Here is a 23,018-nt window from a genome sequence, read left to right as displayed (position 1 = left end):
TACCCTCGCCCCTAGGCGCCAAGCTCCACCCAGGCGGTGCCGGCTTCGCTAGATTCCACCTCGCCCTGGGAAAGTGCGGCGAGCGTGGCATCCAGGGCTTCTCTGCCGCCGGGCTCGATAGCCAGAGTGAAGGTCACCGCCGCACCATATGCGGTATCAGTAATCTCATAACCGCGATTGCGCAGCTCCGCTTCCACGCGGCCGGCCTGGGCATGGCTGAATTCGGCGGTATAGAGTTCCCGCAGCGCCCGCGTGCTGTGCTCGACCAATTCGAGCGCCTCGCTGACCGAACCGCCATAAGCATGAACGAGCCCGCCCGCGCCTAACTTCACGCCACCGAAGTAGCGCACGACGACGGCACAGATATCCAGCATTCCCGAGCCTTTCAGCACGTCAAGCATGGGTTTTCCGGCTGTGCCGGAAGGCTCGCCGTCGTCTGAGGAGCGCTCCACTGGGTTGGCTTCATCAACGTGGTAGATATACGCCGAGCAATGGTGGCGGGCATCAGGGAAGCGTTCGCGCGCGGCGTCGATAAACCCACGCGCCTCACTCTCACAGGTCACTCGATCCACGAGCGTGATAAAGCGCGAGCGCTTAATCTCGATCTCATTTTCAATCTCGCCCGGAACGGGCCGTTCATAGCTGGTCAACACTGCGTGTCAGTCTACCTATCCCACCAGGAAGTCATATTCGGCGGTGCCTGGATGCAGCTGTTGAACGTGAATCTTGGAACTTTCCATGCGCTCAAGCAGTCCGTTCAGGTCCTCTGCACGCCCCAGCTCAAGTCCCACCAAGGCAGCCCCAGTCTCACGATTGTTTCGCTTCAAGTACTCAAACAGCGTGATGTCATCATCCGGGCCCAAAATATCCTGCAGGAAATGACGCAGCTGGCCTGGTTCCTGCGGAAAATTAACCAAGAAGTAGTGCTTCAAGCCGCGATGCACCAGCGAGCGCTCCATGATTTCGGCATAGCGCAAGACGTCATTGTTACCGCCGGATATCACGCACACCACCACGCTGCCTGGCGCTAACTCCAGCTCGCGCAGACCTGCCACCGAAAGCGCGCCGGCGGGCTCGGCAATGATGCCCTCGTTCTGATACAACCCCAGCTGCTCGGTGCACACAGCGCCTTCAGAAACGCTGTCCCAGCGCACGCGTTGCCTGTTTTCCTGCAGGATCTGGAAAGGCAACGCCCCTACTCGTTTGACTGCAGCACCATCGACGAAAGGATCAACGCTTTCCAAGGTCACCGGCTCGCCTGCCGCGAATGCCGCGCTAAGCGACGCCGCGCCCTGCGGCTCAATTCCCACCACCTGGGTGCGCGGGGACATGTCTGCAAGATAAGAGGTAATTCCGGAGATCAGCCCTCCGCCGCCGACGGGAACCACCGTGGTATCCAGGGACTTTCCCTGTGCTGACAGTTGCGCGAGTACCTCAGCAGCGACGGTGCCTTGCCCCGTAACGGTGTCACGCGCGTCGAAGGGCTCGATGAAAATGGCGCCGTGCTCGGCGGCGTCGGCATGCGCGGCTGCGGCGGCCTCATCGAAGGTGGAACCGGTGACCACCAGCTCCACCATGTCTGCCCCATGTACCTTAATGCGGTCGCGTTTTTGCTTCGGAGTAGGTTCTGGGACGAAGATTTTTCCTCGAATGCCCATCGAACGGCAAGCATAAGCTACGCCTTGCGCATGGTTTCCGGCCGAAGCTGTCACGATGCCGAGACGGCGCTGCTCCGCCGAAAGGTTTGAGATGCCATACAGCGCGCCGCGGATTTTATAAGAGCGCACGTCTTGCAGGTCTTCGCGCTTGAGATAAACTTCAGCGCCTATTTCTTGGGAAAGGCGCGGGCAATAGTGCAGGGGTGTGGGAGAAATTTCCGAGCTAATTCTCGCCTGTGCCATCTGAATATCGGAGGCATGGATCGGTGAATAAGCAGCGGAAGTTTCAGTCATGCGCCAAGTTTAGCGTGTCCGCTACCCCGCGGGATGCGATTATCTAATAATCGACCGGTTTATGGGAAGTTCACTCAGAACTTTCTGGAGAGTTAGCTGAAGTTAGCATGCGGATAACTTTCTCCAGCGAAGGTATTCGATGGTTTTCGCTGCGTTTTCTCGCACGAATTATCTCTCTTTCCTACTCTCTTCCTACTTTCTTCAAGGAATTCACAACTTATGTCTCAAGCTCCCCGTTTTTCTCTCCGCCGGCGCGCCACCGCAATGTGTGCGGCCCTTGTGACCAGTTTTTCGCTGGTTAGCCCCGCGCATGGCGCCATCGTGGCGAAACCGGTAGAAGAATCTGCCGCCGACGCCGGAATCAAACTCACCCCGCTGGGCACCTACGAGTCCGGGGTGCATGGCGAATCGGCCGCGGAAATCGTGGCCTTCCACGCCGCTTCCCAGCGCATCCTGACCATCAACGCGGTATCGGGTGAGGTCGATATCCTGGATGCTTCCGACGCCGCGCACCCGCGCAAGGTTTCTACCGTCTCCGCTGGCGGCGACAAGGAAATCAACTCCGTCGCCGTCCGCCCTGATGGCCTTGCCGTCGCAGCTGTTCAGCAACAAGACAAGACCGAGCAGGGCGAGGCTCTCTTCTTTGACGTCAACTCGGGCGAGGAGTTGGGGCGTATCACCGTCGGAGCACTGCCGGATAACGTACACATCACTGCTGATGGCGCTTACGCTCTGCTTGCCAATGAGGGCGAGCCTTCTAACGAGCTCAACGCAGCTGGCGATGACTACCTAAGCGATCCGGAGGGTTCCATCTCCGTCATCGCGCTGCCGCAGGATGTCGCAGCGCCGACGCAGGCAGATGCTCGCATCGCTGATTTCCGAGCTTTTGATAACACCCCGCTTCCCGCAGGCGTGCGCGTGTTTGGCCCGGAGGCACACGATGCTAAGCCTTCCATCGACTTCGAGCCGGAGTACATCACCTCCGCCGAGGGCAAGGCCTACGTGAGCCTGCAGGAAGCAAATGCCATTGCGGTCGTTGATATCGAATCAGCAAGCGTGGAAAAAATTCTGCCTGCCCACATCGCTGACCACTCCCAAGTAGCCCTCGATACCTCCAACAAAGATGACGCCGCTGAGCTGCGCACCCTGGGGGTTAAGGGCTTGTCGATGCCGGATTCTATCGGCGCTTTCCAAACCAACGGTCAAACCTATTTCGCCACCGCAAACGAGGGCGACGCCCGCGAGTGGGGCATCGATGAGAAAGATGGCGGCACGGGTGTCTACTCCGAGGAGGCCAAGCTGAAGGACCTCATTGAGGCAGGAAAGGTATGTGAGGGCGCGCTTGGCGACGCCAACCTCGACGAGCTTGCCAGCAAGAAAGTCGCCGGCAACCTGAAGGTCACCACGGCTTCCGGCTGGAATGCGGACAAAGAATGCTTCGATACGGTCTATAGCTTTGGCAGCCGTTCCTTTTCTATCTACGACGCCGCCGGCAATGTTGTATTCGATTCTGGCTCCGAGTTCGAGAAAATCAGCGCCAAACTGCATGCCGAAGGCGTCTTAAACCACAACGCCGACAATGAGTCTGCGGAGTTTGATGATCGCTCTGACAATAAGGGCCCGGAACCAGAGGCACTTGCTGTTGGCAAGGTTGACGACAGGACCTACGCATTCATCGGCGCCGAGCGCCTCGGCGGCATCTTTGTCTACGACGTCACCGACCCCACAAATGCTAAGTTCACCACCTACGTCAACAACCGTGACTTCAGCACCGATGAATTTTCCCAGGCCGGCGACCTAGGCCCTGAGGGCTTTGCGTTCGTGGACAAGAAGGACTCCCCAACCGGGCGTTACATGCTTATCGTCGGCAATGAGGTCTCCGGCACGACCACCACCTACGACATCGAAGACCTCACCTCGGCAGACGATCCCGCGCGCGCCTCTTCCGGGGCTTCGTCGCAAGGTTCTTCCCTGAGCTCGACCGGAAGCTCCGTGCATGGCTCCTCCGTGGGCGCGGCGCTGAGCATCTTCGCTTTAATCGCAGCGGTGGTGGGCGTGGCCTTCACGCCGGGCCTACGTGACCAGGTTCTCGGCTTCCTGCCTGGACATCTGCGCTCTGAACTGGAAAAATTCTTCTAGTAAAATTTTAGGCTCTTGATTCGCGCGAGCTTGCTACGGTAGATGAGTTATTAATTGCCTTCACTGGCTCCCGCGCCACACTCCAAGGAGAACTAATTCTCATGCGTCTTTCCACCACCATGGTCGCAGCTTGCGCCACCGGTCTCGCTCTCATCACCCCTGTCGCCGCAAACGCCGCTCCAGCTGCTCCCACGCCAGAACTATCCGCTGAATGCCAGGCCCAGGTAGATAAGGCTGTTCAGGACCACAAGGATGCTGTTGAGGCCGGCACCGCGGGTTCTTCTTTCATGGGCCCACAGGAGCTGCTCAAGGGAATCCTCAGCGGCTACGGTTCCTCCGGCATGCCGGCAACCCCGCCATGCGTTGCTGCAGAAAAGGACGCCGCCGCTAAGGCCAAGGAAGAGGAAAATTGGTCAAAGATGCCGGAGTGGGCACAGTCCGCTCGCCCATCTGAGGAGACCAAGGAAGTCTTCGCTTGGGTCTCCATCGCCCTGACCGGCGTCGCTACGGTTGTCCAGGTCCTCGCAATGGTTGCTAAGGCTAACCCGGCCATCCTCGAGCCGGTCAAGCAGATGCTGCGCAACGCAGGCGTCAAGTTCTAAAACCTTAAAGAAGCGGCACGCGCTCCTCACTTTCGCGGGGTAGGGCGCGTGCCGCTTTTCGTATGTGGAAGACCTATTCAGAAGGACTAGAACAGTTCGCGGGTGGCGAGCTCGGCGCCATCGACAAGCGCTTGTAGCTTTGCCCACGCAATCTGATAGTGCAGACGCCCACCCAGGCCGCAGTCAGTCGAGGCCACGACGTTTTCCGGGCCTACCAGCTCGGCAAACTTGATGATGCGATCGGCCACGAGCTGCGGGTGCTCCACCGCATTGGTGGAATGCGAAACCACGCCCGGGTAGATGACGGTTCCCTCCGGCAGCTTGTGGTCCTGCCACACGCGCCACTCGTGGGCATGGCGCGGCGAAGCGCCCTCGAAGGAGAAACCACCGACCTTGGCCTGCAGAATCTCTTCGATGATGTCACCGAACGGGATGTCGGTGACATGCGGTCCATGCCACGATCCCCAGCAGATGTGCAAGCGGGTCTGCTCGCGCGGGATGTCCTTGATGGACTCGTTGAGCACCGCGATGCGCTCATGCAGGAAAGCCTGGAAGTCAGCCACTGACGGCTCCGGCACCACGCTATCCCAGGCCTCTGCCAGGTCAGGGGCATCGAACTGAACAGTCAGACCAGCATCGGTGATGGCCTTGTACTCCGCTTTCAGGGCCTCACCGCAGGCGCGGACCAGGTCGATGTCTTCCTCATAGAACTTGTTGGGAAGGCGCGCCGCCGAGCCCGGCGACAATGCCGCCACGAAGCCGTTGCTGGCCCCTGCCTTGCTCATCGCCTGCTTCAGCAAAGAAACATCCGCATCCACCTGGTCATGGCCAATGTAGGTCACGGGACCGGTGAACTCTGGGTTCGCCACCTTCTTGCGACCGGTAAAAATGCCCGAGTCAGGGTCGTTATAGGCCTCCGCGAAAAGCGCTCGGTCACGGCGATCCTTCATCGAAGAAAGGCGAATCTTACCTGGCGCTTTACGACGTCGTCTACCGAGCGCTCCAGGATCTCGTGAAAGGCTTCGTCGCTAATTTCTCCGGCAGAACGCTGAAGGTTAGCCTCCAGCAGTTCCTCCGTACGCGGCAGCGAACCCACGTGGGTAGTGCGAATCTTGTTGACCATAAGTGCGTGTACCTCCGATTTTTCACTTCTAGACTGTGCTGTCTAGATTAACCGAAGGCTCCACGCGCGTTAAGGCTTTTGGCGCTTTAGATTCACCTGCTAAGTTCACCCATTAAAGTCACGCGGCCGTCTAGCCCAGAATTCCGGCACCCATCGTGGCCTTCAAGTCACCCATCAGGTTGCCCGAACGCTCCACGCGCAGGTGTTCGCCAAGGACCATCATGGTGGACTCCGCGCCGTCGACAAGCGTTAAGTACACATCCGACTCGCCCTTGTTGTTGACCAGCACCTGCTTGAGCTTGGCGATGTTTTCCATCGTGCACTGATCCGTGCGCATGGTAAGGCGCAGCGGCAGGCCCGCTCCCCCACCTGGCCCCAAATCCGGCACCCGGATATCGGAGCAGAACAGGGACATACGCTCGTCACGAATTTTGACCTGTACTTTGGCCAAAATGATGTTGTCTTCCGCAATCTGCGGGGCCACCAGCGAATAGACCTGGTTGAATACCAGAATATCCACCTGCGCGCCGTTGTGGTCTTCCATATTCACGATCGCCCACGGAGAGCCATCACGCTTGGAAAAGCGCCTGTCAACGCCCGAGATGATGCCGCCGATGACCAGCTCCTGGCCGTTTTGAACCTCGCCGGAGAGAATCTTCGGCAGTGGCGTATCCGTCTGCGACTCAAGTGCTTCCTCGAAACCGTCCAGCGGATGGCCGGAGACGTAAAGACCCAGCATCTCTCGCTCCAGGGCGAGCTCATGCTTGCGCTCCCAGTTGTCGTCCGGGATATCAATGGCGAAGGCAGAAGCCACTTCAGATTGCTCATCGCCGCCGAAGCCAGCAAAAAGGTCGAACTGCCCCTTGTCCGCTGCCTTCTTCGTGGTCTGCACGGCATCGACTGCATCCTCGTGGATGAGCATCAAGCCCTTGCGCGGGTGCTCCATGGAATCGAAGGCGCCGGCCTTGATGAGCGATTCCGTCACGCGCTTGGTGCAAGCGGTCAGCTCAATCTTGTCGAGGTAATCCGAAAAAGAGGTATATGCGCCCTTTTCCTTGCGGGTCTTGACGATGGACTCCACCACTTCCGAGCCGACGTTACGGATAGCGCCCATGCCGAAGCGAATATCCTCACCGACCGCCTGGAAGTTCTCCACAGACTCGTTGACGTCGGGCGAAAGCACCTTGATGCCAAGGTGGCGGCAATCGGAAAGATAGATAGCGGACTTATCTTTCTTATCGCCCACCGAGGTCAGCAGTGCTGCCATGTACTCCGGCGCGTAGTAGGCCTTGAGATACGCGGTCCAGAAGGAAACCAGGCCGTAGCCTGCGGCGTGGGACTTGTTAAACGCGTAGGAAGCGAAGGGCTCAATCGTGCCCCACAGCGCATCCATGGCGTCCTTGGAGTAGCCGTTTTCCTGCATGCCGCCCCAGAACTTGTCGTACTGCTGGGCTAGGACTTCCGGCTTCTTCTTACCCATGGCCTTGCGGAAGCCATCTGCCTCACCAGCGGTGTAATTGGCTACCTTCTGGGAGATACGCATGATCTGCTCCTGGTAGACGATAAGACCATAGGTCTCATCGAGGATCTCACGCAGCGGCTCCTCCAGCTCGGGGTGAATCGGCGTGATTTCCTTGCGGCCGTTCTTGCGGTCCGCATAGTCCCAGTGTGCGTTAACGCCCATCGGGCCCGGGCGGTATAGCGCCAGCGACGCGACGATGTCTTTAAAGCCCGTCGGTTTCATGCGCTTAAGCAGCTCCTGCATGCCGCCGGAGTCCAGCTGGAACACGCCCAGGGTCTCGCCGCGGGAAAGCAGCTCGTATACCTTTGACACGTTAGGGTCGTCGGCGTGGATTTCCTCCAGTTGGATTTCCTCGCCGCGGTTTTTCTTGATGTTTTCTAGGCAATCGCCGATGACTGTGAGGTTTCGCAGTCCCAGGAAGTCCATCTTCAGCAGGCCAATGGCCTCGCATGCCGGGTAATCCCAGCCGGTAATATACGCGCCGTCGGCAGGCCTTTGCCACATCGGAATGTGGTCCATCAGGCGCACGGACGCCATAATCACCGCACAAGCGTGCACACCGGCCTGGCGGACGACGCCCTCGAGACCACGCGCGGTCTCATAAATCTTCTTGACGTCCGGGTCCGTCTCAATCATCTGCCGGACCTCGGTGGCCTCTGAGTAGCGCTCGTGCTCCGGGTCCATGATGCCCGATAGCGGAATGTCCTTCGCCATGATGGCAGGCGGCAGCGCGCCGTTGATGCGGTCAGCCATCTGGAAGCCTGGCTGGCCAAAGTGCACTTTCGCGGAGTCCTTGATGGCCTGCTTGGTCTTCACGGTGCCGAAGGTAATCACCTGCGCGACCTTGTCCTCGCCCCAACGATCGGCGGCGTACTGAATCATCTCGCCACGGCGGCGGTCGTCGAAGTCGATATCAATATCCGGTGCGGATGGACGCTCCGGGTTGAGGAATCGCTCGAAGAGGAGGTCGTGCTCAATTGGGTCAATATTCGTGATGGTAAGCGCGTAAGCCACCAGCGCACCTGCCGCGGAACCACGCCCCGGCCCCACGCGAATGCCCACGGATCGCGCATGCTTGATGAGCTCGGCCACGATGAGGAAGTAGGAAGGATAACCCTTCATATCGATGACGCTGATTTCATACTCAGCGCGCTTCACGTACTCCTCCGGCACCTCCTTGCCCGGGAAGCGATCCTGCAGGCCCTCCATCACCTCGTGGGTCAGCCAGGAAGTTGGCGTGTGACCTTCCGGCACGTCCGCAATCGGCATGCGGTCGTGGGTATGCTCCTCCCAAATCTCGCCGTAGTCCTGTACGCGTTCGGCGATCCACAGGGTGTTATCGCAGCCGTCTGGAATCATGTCATCCCAGATCTCACGCATCTGCGCTGCGGATTTGATGTAGTAACCGGTGCCGTCAAACTTGAAGCGATCCGGGTCCATGAAGGTCTTGCCGGTCTGCACACACAGCATTGCCTCATGCGAGGGCGCCTGGCTTTCCAGCACGTAGTGGCAGTCATTGGTAACAAGCGGCGGCAAGTCCAGTTTGCGGCCGATTTCCAACAGGCCGTCACGCGTGCGCTTCTCGATGTCGAGCCCGTGGTCCATGAGCTCCAAGAAGAAGTTGTCCTTGCCATAGATGTCCTGCCACATCGCCGCAGCCTCCAGCGCCTCGTCGAACTGCCCTAAGCGCAGGCGAGTCTGGACGTCGCCAGACGGGCAGCCGGTGGTGGCGATGATGCCTTCTGCATGCTCTGCGATGAGCTCGGCATCCATACGCGGCCACTTACCCAATTGGCCCTCATAAGAAGCCAGCGAGGAAAGCTTGAACAGGTTTTTCAGGCCCGTCGCGTTTTCCGCCAGCATGGTTTGGTGCAGGTAAGCACCCGATGCGGAGACGTCGTCGCGCTTTTGATCAGGAGTGCCCCACAGCACGCGCTTTTTGTTAAAGCGGGACTCCGGCGCCATGTAGGCCTCAATGCCGATGATGGGTTTCACACCCGCGCTGGTCATCCTCTTATAGAAAGCGTTAGAGCCATACATATTGCCGTGGTCGGTCATGCCCACGGCCGGCATCTCCTGGCGCACCACCTCATCGGCGAGCATGTCCACCTTGGCCATGCCGTCCAACATCGAGAACTCGGTGTGATTGTGAAGGTGAACAAAGGAGGAGTTTTTCGCCATGCGGGTTAGTTTAGCGGGCGCGTCAAACCCCGACGCCGCGCCGAAAATACTGACAAGAATTCTTCGCAGTTTCGGCTGCCAACGAGTACATTATTTCCCGATGATTTACACCATTGCTGCCTATCTCATGTGGGGCTTCTTCCCCGCTTTCTTCCCGCTTTTGCTGCCAGCGAGCCCGCTGGAGATTCTGGCGCACCGCATCGTGTGGACTGCCGTGCTGGTTACCGGTTTCCTTTTCCTCACCGGCGGTTGGCGCGAGTTACGGGCGTTTAGCGCACGCACGTGGGGATGGATGCTCGCGTGTGGTGTGGCCATTACGGTCAACTGGGGCACTTACGTCATTGCGATTAACTCCGGGCATGTTGCCGACGCCGCGCTGGGCTACTTCATCAACCCGCTTGTTTCGGTGGCGCTCGGCATCATCTTCTTGAAGGAAACGCTCAACAAGGCGCAGGCGGCATCGGTTGGAGTGGCCTTCATCGCCGTTATCTGGCTGACGTTTATGACCGGCCAGGCACCGTATATCTCCCTGGCTTTGGCGTTTAGCTTTGGCATCTACGGCCTTATGAAAAAGCGCATCCACGTCTCCTCTACTGGTTCGGTGGCGGCGGAGACCATCGCGATGCTGCCGGTGGCAATCGGCTATCTGGTCTGGCTAACCTTCCAAGGCCAATCCACATTTGCCAGCGAAGGCCCCAGCCACATTGTGCTTCTGATTGCCTCCGGCCTGATCACCGCTTTGCCGCTGCTGTGCTTTGCCAAGGGCGCCAAACAGCTACCGCTGGCCACAGTGGGCATGCTGCAGTACATGACCCCTATCATGCAGATGCTCTGGGCACTGTTTGTCAATCACGAGCACATGTCCACCGCCCGCTGGATTGGCTTTGGCATCATCTGGGTGGCGGTTATCATCTACCTCGCGGATCTGGTCCGCACGCGCCGCGCTTCCCGACGCCGCGCCCGCTAACGCATCTCTTTCCGCGCTGCCTTTGCTCGGCGGCGCCTTTCTTTTTCTTCCCGCGCATCAAGCGCCCAGCGCGGCATCTGAAAAATCATAAACAAGCAATAGACGGCCACGAAGGCACAGATGCCAATCGAAAGCGGCTCACCGGAAGTAAAAAACAGAAACACCAGCCCAATAAGACAGAACACCAGCCCCACCCACACGGCAATATAGGCAAAGCGGTAGTTCGGCATCCAGGCGCTGGTATCGGCAAAAATGCGCATCTTTATCCTCTTCTGTGTTCCTTCTTCCGGTTCTTTTGCGAGCCCTTTCGCGAGAGCCCGTGCTTGAGCATGCACTAGTACTGCAAGGAATTTAGGGGCCGGACGCCAAAGCTGCCCCAGGCGGCGTCGGCAGGCGCGGGTTCTACTGCAGCAACCAACTCGTTACCGGCAATCTCGCGCAGGCTATCGCCATCAGCCCAGACGATGACCGCATCCACCTTCGACGGCACATTCGCTTGGCCTACTCCCGCATAGGAATCGCGCAGGCGCTTTATCTCCGTATCGATAACGCCAGCGCGGTCTGCTCCTGCAGTAGGCTCCGGCACTGCCAAAGGTGCCGCCATCCCTAAGATGATGGCGCTCATGCGCGGGGCCGGCTGCGCCAGAGCGGCGACCTGCTGCGAGTTCAATGACTCGTCAAAGCTGACCAACGCATATGACGGTTCATCGGCAGCAGCAAGCGCATCTGCCGCCCGCGCTATGTATTCCTCCCGCGACTCATTATCGGGGCCTAGCTGATCCCCCTGCAGAGCCACCGTCGACTTGGTACCGAAAAGCCCAAAGCACAGCAGGATGAATAGAACAAACATTACTGCCATAACGCCCGCTGCTATCCGACGCCGCCGATAAATCTCCGGTGGATGCCTCATCCGCGTAGTTCCTCCAGCGCAAAGCGCAGATCATCCGGATACGGCGCCGACACCTCGAAGTACTTGCCCGTTCCCGGGTGGGCAAAGCCCAACGTCACCGCATGCAGCCACTGCCTAACCAGCCGCAGGCGCTTGGCCAGGTTCGGATCGCAGCCATACATGGGATCGCCCACGCAGGGATGCCCCGTTGCCGCCATGTGCACGCGAATCTGGTGGGTGCGCCCAGTTTCTAGGTGTACCTCGAGCAGGCTGGCCTCGCGAAAGGCTTCAAGTAGCTTGTAGTGGGTCACGGCGTGCTTGCCATCGCCTACCACCGCAAACTTCCAGCCGGAGGAGGGATGGCGGCCAATCGGCGCATCGATGGTTCCCACAATCGGGTCCGGCAGGCCCTGGACCACCGCGTGATAGGTCTTGGTCACGGTGCGTTCTTTAAACGCTGCCTTCAGCTGCGAATAGGCGCGCTCACTTGCGGCCACCACCATCACGCCCGAGGTGCCGACGTCAAGGCGGTGGACGATGCCCTTGCGTTCGGTAGGCCCGGCGTCGGCAAGCTGGTAGCCCGCCGCGCGCAAACCGCCGATGACTGTGGGGCCTTCCCAGCCCAGCGTCGGATGCGCCGCCACGCCCACCGGCTTGTGCACGCAAATGACATCGTCATCGGCATAGAGCACATCCATGCCCTCGACGAGTTCTTCCTTCGGAATCAGCGGCTCCTCCGGTGCAGGCATCATGACGTCAATCCAGCCGCCTGCCTCCAAGCGGTCGGACTTGGCTACCGCAGCACCGTCCATCTCGACGTCGCCAGCCATGCACAAATCCGCAGCCTTTGCCCGGGAGATACCGATGAGCTTGGCCAAGGCGGCGTCGGCACGCATGCCCTCAAGGCCTTCTGGAATCGGAAGCCTACGACTCTCGCGCATCGCCACCTGCCTTTTCTGCTTGCTTCTTTGTATCTTCCAGCAACATCGCCACAATGAATACCGCTACGCCGCAGGTAATCGAGGCATCCGCCAGATTAAATACTGCGAACCGTCCCACGGAGACGTAATCCACTACATGACCAAACCAAAAGCCCGGCTCGCGGAAGAGGCGGTCGATGAGGTTACCCAGCGCGCCGCCGGCGATCATGGCTAAGCCCACGGCCTGCCATTTGTCCTTCATCCGCGGCGCCGCGATAGCCACGCCCACGACGAATGCCAGCTGAATGGTGGTAAACAGCCAAGTACTGCCCTCGCCGCCCATAGAAAAGGCCGCGCCGGGGTTAAACAGAAGGTAGAAGCGGAACCATCCGCCGATAACATTCATCGGCTCCCCCTCAGTGAGGATGGACAGCATTATTTGCTTTACTGCTTGGTCAATGACGGCCACCGCGGTAACTACCGCGGCCATCAGCCCAACGAAACTCCTTCTTTTTTGACTCACCCAAGTCATTCTAAACACCCGCTTCCGGTAATTTGGAATGCTGTGTTCCGTGTTAAAGCTTTAGCCACCGTTTCTGTCCTCGCGCTCGCCGCCTCACCGCTTAGCGCCTGCTCCTATGAAAAGCCTGCGCCAACCGTTGAGCAGCCGGTGGGCCTGCCAATCGACGCCCCGCGCATCACCGTCGAATCCGCAGGCAGCGGAGAAAAGCGGGTGCTTTCCTACCACGACATCGATGCCGAGCAGAAAGTCACCTATTCCGTAACCGAGGGCTTTAGCCAGGACCTGATGAAGTCTTCTGCGGCCAAGGACTTCAATGCCTCCAAGATTAAGGCGGCCACCACGACGCTGCCGCTAGAGGCCAGCGTCGATGAGGCTACCGAGAACGTCGAGGGCCAGCTGCCTGCTACCCGCAACGTTTTTGCCACCAGCGGCACGCCGGAATACTCCGGGGATGCTGATGCTTCCTCCGGCGAGGGATTCCAGTTTGGCTGGCGTGCCGAGGACTCGGGCCAGATGTCTTCGCTGCGCTTGGCCGCGCCACAAGACGGCACCGACGAGGCCCGTGGCATTACTGAACAGGCCATCATGAAGCTGACTTCCCTACCTGTAGTCTTCCCGGACGAGGAAATCGGCAAGGGCGCAAAGTGGTCAGTGGAATCCCGCGTGGCCGGCGAGTCCACTTTGCTGCAAACCGCAACTTATACGCTGGATGAGCAGGACGGCGACGTCGTCAAGCTCAGTGTTTCTGTAAAGCAGCGCCCATCCCTGGGCGCGCTGTCTTTCGAGGGGCAAGCCGCGGGCACGGAGCTGGCTGATAAAGAGCTCAAGGTCATGGACTCCACAACCGATTCCTCTGGCCAGCTGACCGTGGACCTATCGCAGCCGCTGCCAACCGACGGCGAGGTGGCCATCGACACCAAAATCACCTACGGCGCCGACTCCTCCGACCTGCGCGTGGTGCAGTCCACCACCACAGATCTGAAGTTCTCCCCAGCTAAGTAGTTCCCGGCTTCGAGTTTTAGCTCTTCTTTTCTAGCGCTTGTTCGCTTGTTACTGCGCCGGCTGCTCGGCTGGCGCACCTTCTGCCGGCTGCTCGGCGGGTTGTTCTGCCGGAGCGCCCTCTGCTGGCTGCTCTGCCGGAGCGCTTTCTGCCGGCGCACCTGCAGCGCCGCCTGCGGTATCCGCGCACATCGGCGGGACTTGCTCTGGCGGTACGATGTTGGAAACCAGGATGCAGGCCCAGTTCTTCGACAACTTCCAGTCGCCGTTTTCAAAGACAAACTCAACCTGGTCTGCGGTCTGGCCCTGGCCGTCCGGGGTAGAGAAGTTAACGGTAGCCAGCGCGGATTCTGGGCTGTAGCCCGGCAGCACTGGGTCGACGACCTCAAAAACTGCGCCGGACTCTGCCTGGGAGGCTGCCATGACGTCGAAAAGCTCTGACGCCTCCTCGGAGCCTTGCACGGTCTTGGTCTTTTCCTCGACCGGCACGTTCGGGTCGGTGGCCTTGGTCAGGATGGCGTTGAGGGCAGCTGCATCCGGAATCTCAGTGGAGGCAATTGAGGTCTCCTCTGCACTCGAGGACTTCTCAGCAGATGATGGTTTAGCCTTGTCAGCTTCATCGGAAGAAGAGCAGGCAGCCAAAGCGGTAGCAGCACTAACGGCCATGAGAGCGGCCCCGAGCTTGGTGAACTTCACTTTTTCTCCTCACGTTGGGTGGCGCGACTTCGCATCTTAGCGCGCGATAATTGTCGCTTTTCTTCACACCACATTACCCACGCCACTTCCATTTCCGTGCGCCCCGCGCCCGCCAACACCATCTTTTTCGCTACTAATACCCCGCCGCTAATCGCTAGGGTGGAGTCCATGACTATCGCGCTTATCGCCACCGGCGGCACCATCGCCTGCACCGCGGCCGCGGACGGCTCGCTCATTCCAACAGTCACCGGCCAGGAACTGGCCCGTAGCCTTTCGGCAGACATTGAAGTCATCGAATTCCGCCAACTCGACTCCAGCTCCATCACCTTGGCGGATCTCGATGAGCTGCTCGGCACCGTCCACGTGCAACTCACCCGCACCGACATCGACGGCATCCTCATCACCCATGGCACGGATTCCATGGAAGAAACCGCCATGGCGCTTTCCATTTTTGATCCGGGCACAAAGCCCGTTGTTCTCACAGGCGCGCAGCGGTCTTTCGATCATCCCGGAGGCGACGGTCCGCGCAACCTCCACGACAGCCTGCGCCTCATCGAGCAAGGAAACCCCGGCGTTTATATCCAGTTCGGAGGCATGACCATCCCGGCGCGCGGGGCACGCAAGAACCACACCTTTCATCTCAACGGCTTTGAATCGATGCCCGTTGGCGAATCCAATCTCTTTCCCCTACCGCCTGCCCCACTCGCACCACACCCGGTTGCCATCCTTGCCGCGTACCCCGGCGCTGACGCCACGCTTGTCGACGCCGCCATTCCCCACTTTTCGGGCCTCGTCATCGAGGCGCTCGGTTCCGGAAACATGGGCGAAGGTATGGGCGAAGGCGTAGCGCGCGCACTCGAAGCAGGCCTTCCCGTTGCCATCAGCACCCGCGTGCCCTACGGCACTACTTCCCTCGCCTACGGCGGCTCCGGTGGTGGTGCAACGCTTGCCGATAAAGGCGCGGTTAGTGCTGGCGCTTTCCGCCCCGGTCAAGCGCGAATCCTTCTCGCCGCCGCCCTCGCCACCGGCACCTCCGTCTCCGAAGTTTTCGCCGCCAAAGCAGCGCCGAAACAATACTCGCGCTAGCTTTACACAGCGCCTGACTCAGTGCCTGGTTCAGCATCCGGATCAGCGTCCTGCACAAACCACTCCGGCCATGCCAAAGAATCAAGTGGGTCCCCGGGAATTAGATCCGGATCATCAGCAGCAAAGGATTTGGTGCGGCCGGGGCCTGTCGCACGCGTTTCAAACCGCACGCTGACCACACCGTGACCGGCGCCCTGAATCCAGCCGTGGCCATAATCGGGATGATAAACGTCTTGCGTTGCCCGCCACGTGCTATCGGGTTCGTCCTCGATGCTTACTTCCACGCGCCCCTCATCAAGTGCGTTGTCCGAAACTCCGGCCTCGTAGTCATCGTCCGCTTTACTCGGCGGGCGCACCACCACGCGGTCCAGCTCAGGAAAGAGTACGTCTTGGCGCGCGGCCTCCAAGCCCGAATAGCTCACGCCCACCAAACGAATCGGGCCAAGCTCATCGGGATAGCGCGCGAGCTTGAATGCCGTTGCTTTTAAGGTTTCCACATCATCCGTGGCATAAGGAAGCGTGGCCGAGCGCGATTCGATGTGGAAATCTGCCATCCGCAGTTTGACGGAGACGGTGCGGGCACCGCGGCCGTCGCGAAGCAAGCGCCGATGCGCGCCCTCCGCCGCCCTCACAATCGCAGCGTCTACCTCCGCTACCGTAAGCAAATCCTTAGGGTAGGTATGCTCCGTGGAAATCTGCTTGGCCACTGCGCGCGGGGCCACCGCCCTGTCGTCGATGCCTTGAGCGAGCTTCCACAAACCCACACCAATCGTCGCGCCTAAAGAAATCTCCACTTCCTTTTGCGACATCGCCGCCAGCTGCCCGATGGTCTCCACACCGATAGCCGCGAGCTTCGTCCTCGTCACAGGCCCCACGCCCCACAACTTTCCCACCGGCATGGGGTGGAGAATCTCCAACTGTTTTTCCGCTGGAATCACAAACGTGCCGTCCGGTTTGGCCTCCCCGGAACCAATCTTGGCAAATTGCTTACCCGAACCCGCCCCAATCGAACTCGGCAGGCCAGTCTCCGCACGAATCAGCTCCCGCAGGTTATCTGCCCATTCTTTTACTTCTTCTGGGCTCGCGCCGATCAAAGCTTCAGGCTCCATAAAGGCCTCATCAACGGAAAGCTGCTCTATAACTCCCACGTGTTCCGCGAGAATCTTAAACACTCTTTTCGACGCCGCCGAGTACACCACGTGCCGCGGCTGCACCACCACTCCGCGCAGGCCAACCAGCTGCTGGGCGCGGAAAGTGGGCATGGCTGAGTGGGCGCCAAACGCGCGGGCCTCGTAGGATGCGCCCGCCACGACGCCGCGCCCGCCGACGCCCGCGACCAGCACCGGGCGCCCACGCAACGTCGGCCGGGTCAGCTGCTCGACGGACGCGAAGAAAGCGTCCATGTCGATGTGTAAAACCCAACGCTGCATGCGCCCCATTTTAGAACATGCGTCCTAAATGTCATGCACTGCCCAGCTTTCTAGCATAGAAAACACGCGAAAAGTCTTGCAGATCTCATAAAGCACGAAGGTGATCACCGCCTCACTAATAGCACGATTTTTTAGACAACGCCCGTGGCTTGTATGCAAGATGAATGCATGTCGAATGCAAGTACGCCAGCCGCCGAGCGCGCCTATGAATGGGTCAAGCGTGCAATCATCGAAGGTGACATTGCCGAATCCGAGATGCTCTCCGAGGCAGTCATCGCTTCAGAGCTCGGGATGAGCAGGACTCCCATGCGCGAGGCCTTCCTCCGCTTGGAAGTTGAGGGCTTTTTGAAGCTCTATCCCAAACGCGGCGCGCTGGTGGTCCCGATCAGCCCGCGCGAGATTCGCGAGGTCTACGAGGCGCGCCTGCTTGTCGACGCCCACTCCGCCCGCCATATCTGCGCCCTCCCCGCCGCAGAGCGCGCCGTCATTGCTGATTGCCTCGATGCGACCATCGCGGAACAAGACGCCGCGCTCAACGCCGGTGACCTGCGCACATACGCCCACCTCGATGCGCGTTTCCACCAGACCATCATGGACAACGGCGGCAATAGCCTGCTTGCCCATCTCGGTCACACGCTGCGCGAGCGTCAGCAGCGCTTCACAGCCACGGCAATTGGCCGCAATGTGGAGCGAGCGCGTGGCTTCGTCGCCCAGCACCGCCTGCTTGCCGAAGCCCTCCGCCACGGCAACTACTCCACCTACCTCACTGAACTCGAAGACCACCTGACTACTTCTAGGAATCAACTGTGACCGCTCAAACCTCAACATCCGCATCGTCGCTTTCCCATGTGCCCGCGACTGAGTCCGTGCCTAGCGTATCGCCGGCGCCGGAGGTGTTGCCTTCGTTTAGGCCTCATTCGTGGTTTCCCGTCGCCGGTTCAATGGTGGCGGTCGCGTGGGGCGGCAACGAGTTCACCCCATTGTTGGTGATGTACCGCGAGACTTCGCACTTTTCACAGGTGACCGTAAATGGTTTGCTCGCGGCATATGTCTTGGGAATCGTCCCCGCGTTGCTTGTGGGAGGCCCGCTATCCGACCTCATCGGCCGCAAGCCCACTCTCCTGCCGGCCGCGCCTTTATCGCTGCTGGGGTCTTTCCTGCTGTCCATCGCTCCGCATGAACCGCTTATCATCGCGCTAGGTCGCGTGCTGTGTGGCATGGCGCTGGGCCTTGTTATGGCGGTGGGTTCCACGTGGATTACCGAGCTTGTCTCCCGGGCTGGAGGGGACCCCGCGGCCGGTGCAAGAAAAGCTTCACTGTGCCTTACCGTCGGATTCTTGGTGGGCGCCGGAATTGCCTCGGTACTGGCGCAATGGGGCCCTTGGCCCACGCACTTAGCTTATATCCTGCACATTCTGCTGACTCTCGCGACTGCGGTTTGGCTGACGTATACTCCGGAAACTCGTGAGCCACGCCGCGGCACGGTAAAGACCACCATCTTGGAGCTGAAGGTTCGCGAGATGCTCGAAATGCTGCATATCCCGGCCGCCGCTCACAAGCGCTTCCTGCGCGTGGTCGTTCCCGTTGCCCCGTGGGTATTCGGATGTGCCGGTGCCGCCTATGCCTTGCTCCCGCAGTTGCTCGCCACGTCTGCGGGGCAAACGCCCATTGCGTTCTCCGGCCTCATGACCGTCATTACTTTAGGCTGCGGCGTTGGCGTGCAAATGCTCGGACGCCTCATCGATACCCATAAGTCCGCCCGAGCATCCGCCATCGCCATGGCGGTTATTACGCTCGGGGCTTTCGTCGCGGCCTTCGCAGCGCAGACGTTGTCGCTGCCTTTGGGCATCGCCGCTGCCGCCACGATGGGCGCTGGCTACGGCCTCGCCCTTGTCGCCGGACTCTCCGAGGTCCAGCGGATCGCCGGTGAAGAGGAGCTGGCAGGCCTCACCGCCGTGTACTACTCCATCTCCTATACCGGCTTCTTCATCCCTATGGCGTTTAGCGCACTATCGGCCTACATCGGATTTACGAAGCTTTTCATCATCGGCAGCATTTTGGCCATTTTGTGTCTAATCAACGTCACTATTGCCTGGCGCGCGCACCTGCCCGGCGCACAGCGCTGACTTTGCGCACTGTGGCCTAAACAGTCACCTCCGCATCAAGAAAGGCGAATTCATAGTATCCATACGCCGCGAGACGATTTACCTTCTCGCGGCTACCCACAGACAATGCCAAATGATTCCACCCAGCCAAAGCTAGCCGCTTTTCATGGCCTGGTCGCGCCATGATTTCGAAACGGGCACCGTCTTCGAAACTCAGAAAATAGGTCTTTAGCCCTGTACGTACATGGCCATGTGTTCGATTCGCATACCTGCAAATCTACACAGAAAAATACCCAGGTAACTGGCCATAAGCGTGCCCGGAAGGAGACACTATCTCCTTCCGGGCATTATTCACTTACGCTCTGACATCCAGGTGTCTATACGTTCGTGCGCGCGACGGTCGCGGTAACGTCCTTGACCACCTTGTGACCTTCGAGAGGCTCGGTAACCACATTGAACTCGGTGGCCAGAACCTCGGACGCAATGTGCTCCGCGTGACGCTGTGCCCATTCTTCCTTCTCGGCCGGAACGGACAGGACCACGCTGATACGGTCATAGACCTCGAAATCCTCGGCTTTGCGGGCATCCTGCAGGCCGCGGATGACGTCGGCGGCCCAGCCTTCTGCCTCGAGCTCCTCGGTCACCTCGGTGTCCAAGACCACGAGGCCATCGACGCCGTCGATACGCGCCGTCGATGCCGGGTTCGCCGCCTGCAGACGCTCGGTGTACTCATCAGCGCCCAGAACGATATCGCCGTCAACGACAACCTCGTCACCACGGCGCTCGTAATTACCCACCTTCAGGTTCTTGATTGCGCGCTGGACGTCCTTGCCCAAGCGCGGACCCGCGACCTTTGCATTACAGACAACTTCGAAGGTGCCCACGGAATCGACGTCGTCGGTCAAAACGACATCCTTCACATTGACCTCATCGCGGATGATGTCCGCAAAGTCAGCGAGCTGCGCGGAATCAGCCATGGCCACGGTCAGCTTCGGCAGCGGCAGGCGGTTACGAAGCTTGTTGGACTTACGCACACTCGATGCCGCGGAAGCTACCGCACGCACCGCGTCCATCGCGGAAACCAACTCCGCATCAGCCGGGTAATCCTCAGCCTTCGGGTAGCTAGCCAGGTGCACGGAGCGCTCGCCGGTCAAGCCACGGTAGATGACCTCAGCCACGTGCGGTAGCAGCGGAGCCACCACGCGGGTGACAGTCTCCAGCACGGTGTAGAGGGTGTTAAAGGCCTCTGCGTGCTCTTCCTCGCCCGACCAGAAGCGGTCACGCGAGCGACGCACGTACCAGTTGGTCAGCACGTCCGCGAAGTGACGCACCTCCTCCGTCGCCGCAGCGATGTCAGTATTCGCCAGCGCCGCATCGGTATGCTCCACCAAGTCATGGGTCTTAGCCAGGATGTAGCGGTCAAGAACATTGCCTGAAGTGACATCGAACTTCGCCTCGCGGCTCGCGTAGAGCTGCAGGAAGGTATACGCATTCCAGATCGGCAAGATAGCCTGGCGCACGCCCTCGCGGATGCCTTGCTCCGTGACGATCAGATTGCCGCCGCGCAGAATCGGGCTGGACATCAAGAACCAGCGCATCGCATCCGAGCCATCGCGGTCAAATACCTCGTTGACGTTCGGGTAGTTGCCCTTAGACTTCGACATCTTCAGACCATCATTGCCCAAGACGATGCCGTGAGCGACGACCTTCTTATACGCCGGACGGTCAAACAGCGCCGTAGACAGTACGTGCATCACGTAGAACCAACCACGCGTCTGGCCCGAGTACTCCACGATGAAGTCAGACGGCGAATGCGTCTCGAACCACTCTTTGTTCTCAAACGGGTAGTGCTTTTGCGCAAACGGCATCGAACCAGACTCAAACCAGCAATCCAGCACGTCCGGTACACGAACCATCATGGACTTGCCCGTCGGGTCATCCGGGTTCGGGCGGGTCAACTCATCGATGTATGGGCGGTGCAAGGAGGTAGGACGCACGCCGAAGTCTGCCTCCAGCTCATCCAAAGAACCGTAGACATCAACGCGCGGGTAGTCTGGGTTATCGGAAACCCACGCCGGAATCGGTGCACCCCAGTAGCGAGTACGAGAGATGTTCCAGTCTCGTGCGCCTTCCAGCCACTTACCGAACTGGCCATCGCGGATATGCTCCGGCAACCACTCGATTTCGTTGTGGTTTAGCTCCACCATGCGGTCACGGAACTCGGTCACCTTCACAAACCACGCCGGCATTGCCTTGTAAATTAAAGGCTCGCCCGAACGCCAAGAGTGCGGGTAGGAGTGCTCAATCGTCACGTGGCGAACCACGCGGCCAGCAGCTTTAAGATCCTTGATGATGTCCTTGTTCGCATCGAAGACCAACTGGCCCTCATACGGCGGAACCTGCGAGGTAAACTCGCCGTCCTCATCCACTGGGATGGCAAGTTCGATGCCGTACTTCTGGCAGGTCAACATATCGTCCTCACCAAAGGCTGGAGCCTGGTGAACCACGCCGGTGCCGTCTTCAGTGGTGACGTAGTCTGCAAGAATGACCTGGTAGGCGTTCTCCAGCTCTGGGAAGAAACCGAAGATCGGCTGGTAGGTAAAGCCTTCCAACTCATTGCCCTGGAAAGTTTCGAGGACTTCTGCCTCGCCGAGTTCCTTGGCCAACGTCGCCGTCAAAGCCTCGGCCATGATGAACGTGTGGCCCGCGAAGTCGCCATCCGTGGCTTTGAACAGGACATAGTTAACCTCAGGGTGGACCGCCAATGCAGCATTCGACGGCAAAGTCCAAGGTGTCGTGGTCCAAGCGAGGAAGGAGGCGTCGGCAAGCGCAGGATGTGCGGAAAGCGTCTCCGCGGCCGCCGAATCAGCCTTCGCACCAGTAACCGGGAAAGTCACCGTCAGCGTCGGATCTTGGCGCATCTTATAAGAATCATCCAGGCGAGTTTCCTGGTTAGACAGCGAAGTATGCTCCGCCCAGGAATAAGGAAGCACACGGAAGCCCTGGTAGATAAGGCCCTTATCGTAGAGCTCCTTGAAAGCCCACATAACAGATTCCATGTAGTTGATGTCGAGCGTCTTGTAGCCGTTCTCGAAATCAACCCAGCGTGCCTGGCGGTTGACATAGTCTTCCCACTCATCTGCATACTGCATAACGGACTTCTCGCAGTACTCATTGAACTTGGCTAGACCCATGTCCTGAATCTGAGCCTTGTCCGTGATGCCCAGCTGCTTTTCCGCCTCCAACTCAGCCGGCAGGCCGTGGGTATCCCAACCGAAGATACGTGGCACATAATTGCCCGCCATCGTGCGGTAACGAGGGACGATGTCCTTAACGTAGCCGGTCAGGAGGTGACCGTAGTGTGGCAGGCCGTTCGCAAAGGGAGGGCCATCATAGAAGATGTACTCAGGACAATCCTTGGTCTGGTCCAAGCTGGCTTTGAAGGTATCGTCTTCCTTCCAGAACTTCTGGACGATTTCCTCCATGTCGGGGAAACGGGTGGAACCACCGGTCATGTCTACCTTGGGGTAGACACCGCCTACGTTTTCGCTCATTAATCTTCCTTCACTCGAGTGCTGGTGCAGGGACGCGCCTTGCGGCTCGCGGTACCACCCTGCTTGGCGCGAAAATACGCCCGCTTCGTTTCGGTGAAGGAGATTTCGGTCCTACCCGCTCGGTTCTACTTTTAAGCTCTGTGGCTTAGGTTCTTCCGAGATGCTCCCCGGTGATGGCCGGATCATTGCATACGTGAGGAAATTATACCCACGGCGTCAACTTTTCACAGGCCGAGGTTCCCGAGTGGTGCAAATGGATATCAATGAGTCGGTTGAGACAAAGTTATCCACAGGTTGAAAAATGCCCCTTGAGCCTTGTCGATAGGGCTT

Annotated in this window: 17 protein-coding genes and 1 pseudogene; 7 read left to right on the top strand and 11 right to left on the bottom strand. The window is 59.3% G+C overall.

Going from position 1 to position 23,018, the window contains the following annotated elements; genetic code table 11:
• Positions 1-11: 11 nt before the first annotated feature.
• Positions 12-653, bottom strand: a complete 642-nt coding sequence (locus tag HMPREF3158_RS02100) for a YigZ family protein (RefSeq protein ID WP_070497130.1) — start codon at positions 651-653, stop codon at positions 12-14.
• A 15-nt stretch (positions 654-668) separates the two neighbouring features.
• A complete protein-coding gene (ilvA, locus tag HMPREF3158_RS02095; RefSeq protein WP_070497124.1) occupies positions 669-1,952 on the bottom strand; it encodes a threonine ammonia-lyase IlvA in 1,284 nt (427 codons plus the stop codon).
• A gap of 219 nt (positions 1,953-2,171) precedes the next feature.
• Here ilvA and HMPREF3158_RS02090 point away from each other — a divergent pair, with 219 nt between their 5' ends.
• Positions 2,172-4,091 (top strand): choice-of-anchor I family protein, encoded by a 1,920-nt coding sequence (locus tag HMPREF3158_RS02090; RefSeq protein WP_061923407.1) that lies wholly within the window; start codon positions 2,172-2,174, stop codon positions 4,089-4,091.
• A 101-nt stretch (positions 4,092-4,192) separates the two neighbouring features.
• A complete protein-coding gene (locus HMPREF3158_RS02085; RefSeq protein ID WP_061923410.1) occupies positions 4,193-4,693 on the top strand; it encodes a hypothetical protein in 501 nt (166 codons plus the stop codon).
• Between the two features lie 86 nt (positions 4,694-4,779).
• On the opposite strand, the pseudogene HMPREF3158_RS02080 reads toward HMPREF3158_RS02085, so the two are convergent.
• A pseudogene (locus HMPREF3158_RS02080) lies at positions 4,780-5,816 on the bottom strand (cobalamin-independent methionine synthase II family protein).
• A gap of 130 nt (positions 5,817-5,946) precedes the next feature.
• Positions 5,947-9,519: a DNA polymerase III subunit alpha gene (gene dnaE / locus HMPREF3158_RS02075; RefSeq protein ID WP_070433287.1), complete on the bottom strand. Its 3,573-nt coding sequence runs from the start codon at positions 9,517-9,519 to the stop codon at positions 5,947-5,949.
• Positions 9,520-9,619: 100 nt separating this feature from the next.
• Between dnaE and rarD the strand changes: the two genes are divergently transcribed.
• The gene (rarD, locus tag HMPREF3158_RS02070) at positions 9,620-10,486 is read left to right on the top strand and encodes an EamA family transporter RarD (protein ID WP_062038271.1); all 867 of its coding nucleotides are present in this window, start codon (positions 9,620-9,622) and stop codon (positions 10,484-10,486) included.
• Here rarD and HMPREF3158_RS02065 read toward each other — a convergent pair.
• The 4 genes from HMPREF3158_RS02065 to lspA all read right to left on the bottom strand — a co-directional run bounded on the left by HMPREF3158_RS02065 (position 10,483) and on the right by lspA (position 12,827).
• The gene (locus HMPREF3158_RS02065) at positions 10,483-10,746 is read right to left on the bottom strand and encodes a permease (RefSeq protein ID WP_070433288.1); all 264 of its coding nucleotides are present in this window, start codon (positions 10,744-10,746) and stop codon (positions 10,483-10,485) included. The genes rarD and HMPREF3158_RS02065 overlap by 4 nt on opposite strands.
• 74 nt (positions 10,747-10,820) lie before the next feature.
• On the bottom strand, positions 10,821-11,336 hold the full coding sequence (locus HMPREF3158_RS02060; RefSeq protein WP_246815028.1) for a hypothetical protein: 516 nt from the start codon (positions 11,334-11,336) through the stop codon (positions 10,821-10,823).
• A 56-nt stretch (positions 11,337-11,392) separates the two neighbouring features.
• Complete coding sequence (locus tag HMPREF3158_RS02055) at positions 11,393-12,316, bottom strand: RluA family pseudouridine synthase (RefSeq protein ID WP_070497121.1); 924 nt, start codon at positions 12,314-12,316, stop codon at positions 11,393-11,395.
• Entirely contained in the window at positions 12,300-12,827 is a 528-nt protein-coding gene (gene lspA / locus HMPREF3158_RS02050) for a signal peptidase II (RefSeq protein WP_070497265.1), read from the bottom strand. Before lspA ends, HMPREF3158_RS02055 begins: the two co-directional genes overlap by 17 nt.
• 33 nt (positions 12,828-12,860) lie before the next feature.
• Here lspA and HMPREF3158_RS02045 point away from each other — a divergent pair, with 33 nt between their 5' ends.
• Positions 12,861-13,820, top strand: a complete 960-nt coding sequence (locus HMPREF3158_RS02045; protein WP_062038261.1) for a hypothetical protein — start codon at positions 12,861-12,863, stop codon at positions 13,818-13,820.
• 48 nt (positions 13,821-13,868) lie between these two features.
• Here HMPREF3158_RS02045 and HMPREF3158_RS02040 read toward each other — a convergent pair whose 3' ends face one another.
• Positions 13,869-14,513: a WKL family lipoprotein gene (locus HMPREF3158_RS02040; protein ID WP_070497120.1), complete on the bottom strand. Its 645-nt coding sequence runs from the start codon at positions 14,511-14,513 to the stop codon at positions 13,869-13,871.
• 168 nt (positions 14,514-14,681) lie between these two features.
• On the opposite strand from HMPREF3158_RS02040, the gene HMPREF3158_RS02035 reads away from it, so the two are divergent.
• Positions 14,682-15,599, top strand: coding sequence for an asparaginase (locus HMPREF3158_RS02035; RefSeq protein ID WP_070497117.1), 918 nt, complete (start codon positions 14,682-14,684; stop codon positions 15,597-15,599).
• Positions 15,600-15,601: 2 nt separating this feature from the next.
• Here HMPREF3158_RS02035 and HMPREF3158_RS02030 read toward each other — a convergent pair whose 3' ends face one another.
• Positions 15,602-17,029 (bottom strand): DNA polymerase IV, encoded by a 1,428-nt coding sequence (locus HMPREF3158_RS02030; protein ID WP_070433314.1) that lies wholly within the window; start codon positions 17,027-17,029, stop codon positions 15,602-15,604.
• A 168-nt stretch (positions 17,030-17,197) separates the two neighbouring features.
• Here HMPREF3158_RS02030 and HMPREF3158_RS02025 point away from each other — a divergent pair, with 168 nt between their 5' ends.
• Both HMPREF3158_RS02025 and HMPREF3158_RS02020 read left to right on the top strand, forming a co-directional pair.
• The gene (locus HMPREF3158_RS02025) at positions 17,198-17,839 is read left to right on the top strand and encodes a GntR family transcriptional regulator (RefSeq protein WP_062038255.1); all 642 of its coding nucleotides are present in this window, start codon (positions 17,198-17,200) and stop codon (positions 17,837-17,839) included.
• A 131-nt stretch (positions 17,840-17,970) separates the two neighbouring features.
• Positions 17,971-19,155, top strand: coding sequence for an MFS transporter (locus HMPREF3158_RS02020; RefSeq protein WP_062038253.1), 1,185 nt, complete (start codon positions 17,971-17,973; stop codon positions 19,153-19,155).
• A gap of 356 nt (positions 19,156-19,511) precedes the next feature.
• Here HMPREF3158_RS02020 and ileS read toward each other — a convergent pair whose 3' ends face one another.
• Positions 19,512-22,688: an isoleucine--tRNA ligase gene (gene ileS, locus HMPREF3158_RS02015; RefSeq protein ID WP_070497114.1), complete on the bottom strand. Its 3,177-nt coding sequence runs from the start codon at positions 22,686-22,688 to the stop codon at positions 19,512-19,514.
• Between the last annotated feature and the right edge of the window lie 330 nt (positions 22,689-23,018).

The organism is Corynebacterium sp. HMSC06G04 (assembly GCF_001807365.1).
Lineage (GTDB): Bacteria > Actinomycetota > Actinomycetes > Mycobacteriales > Mycobacteriaceae > Corynebacterium > Corynebacterium simulans.
Note: the sequence above shows the minus strand (reverse complement) of the source record. Positions and strands in the feature narration are given on the sequence as shown.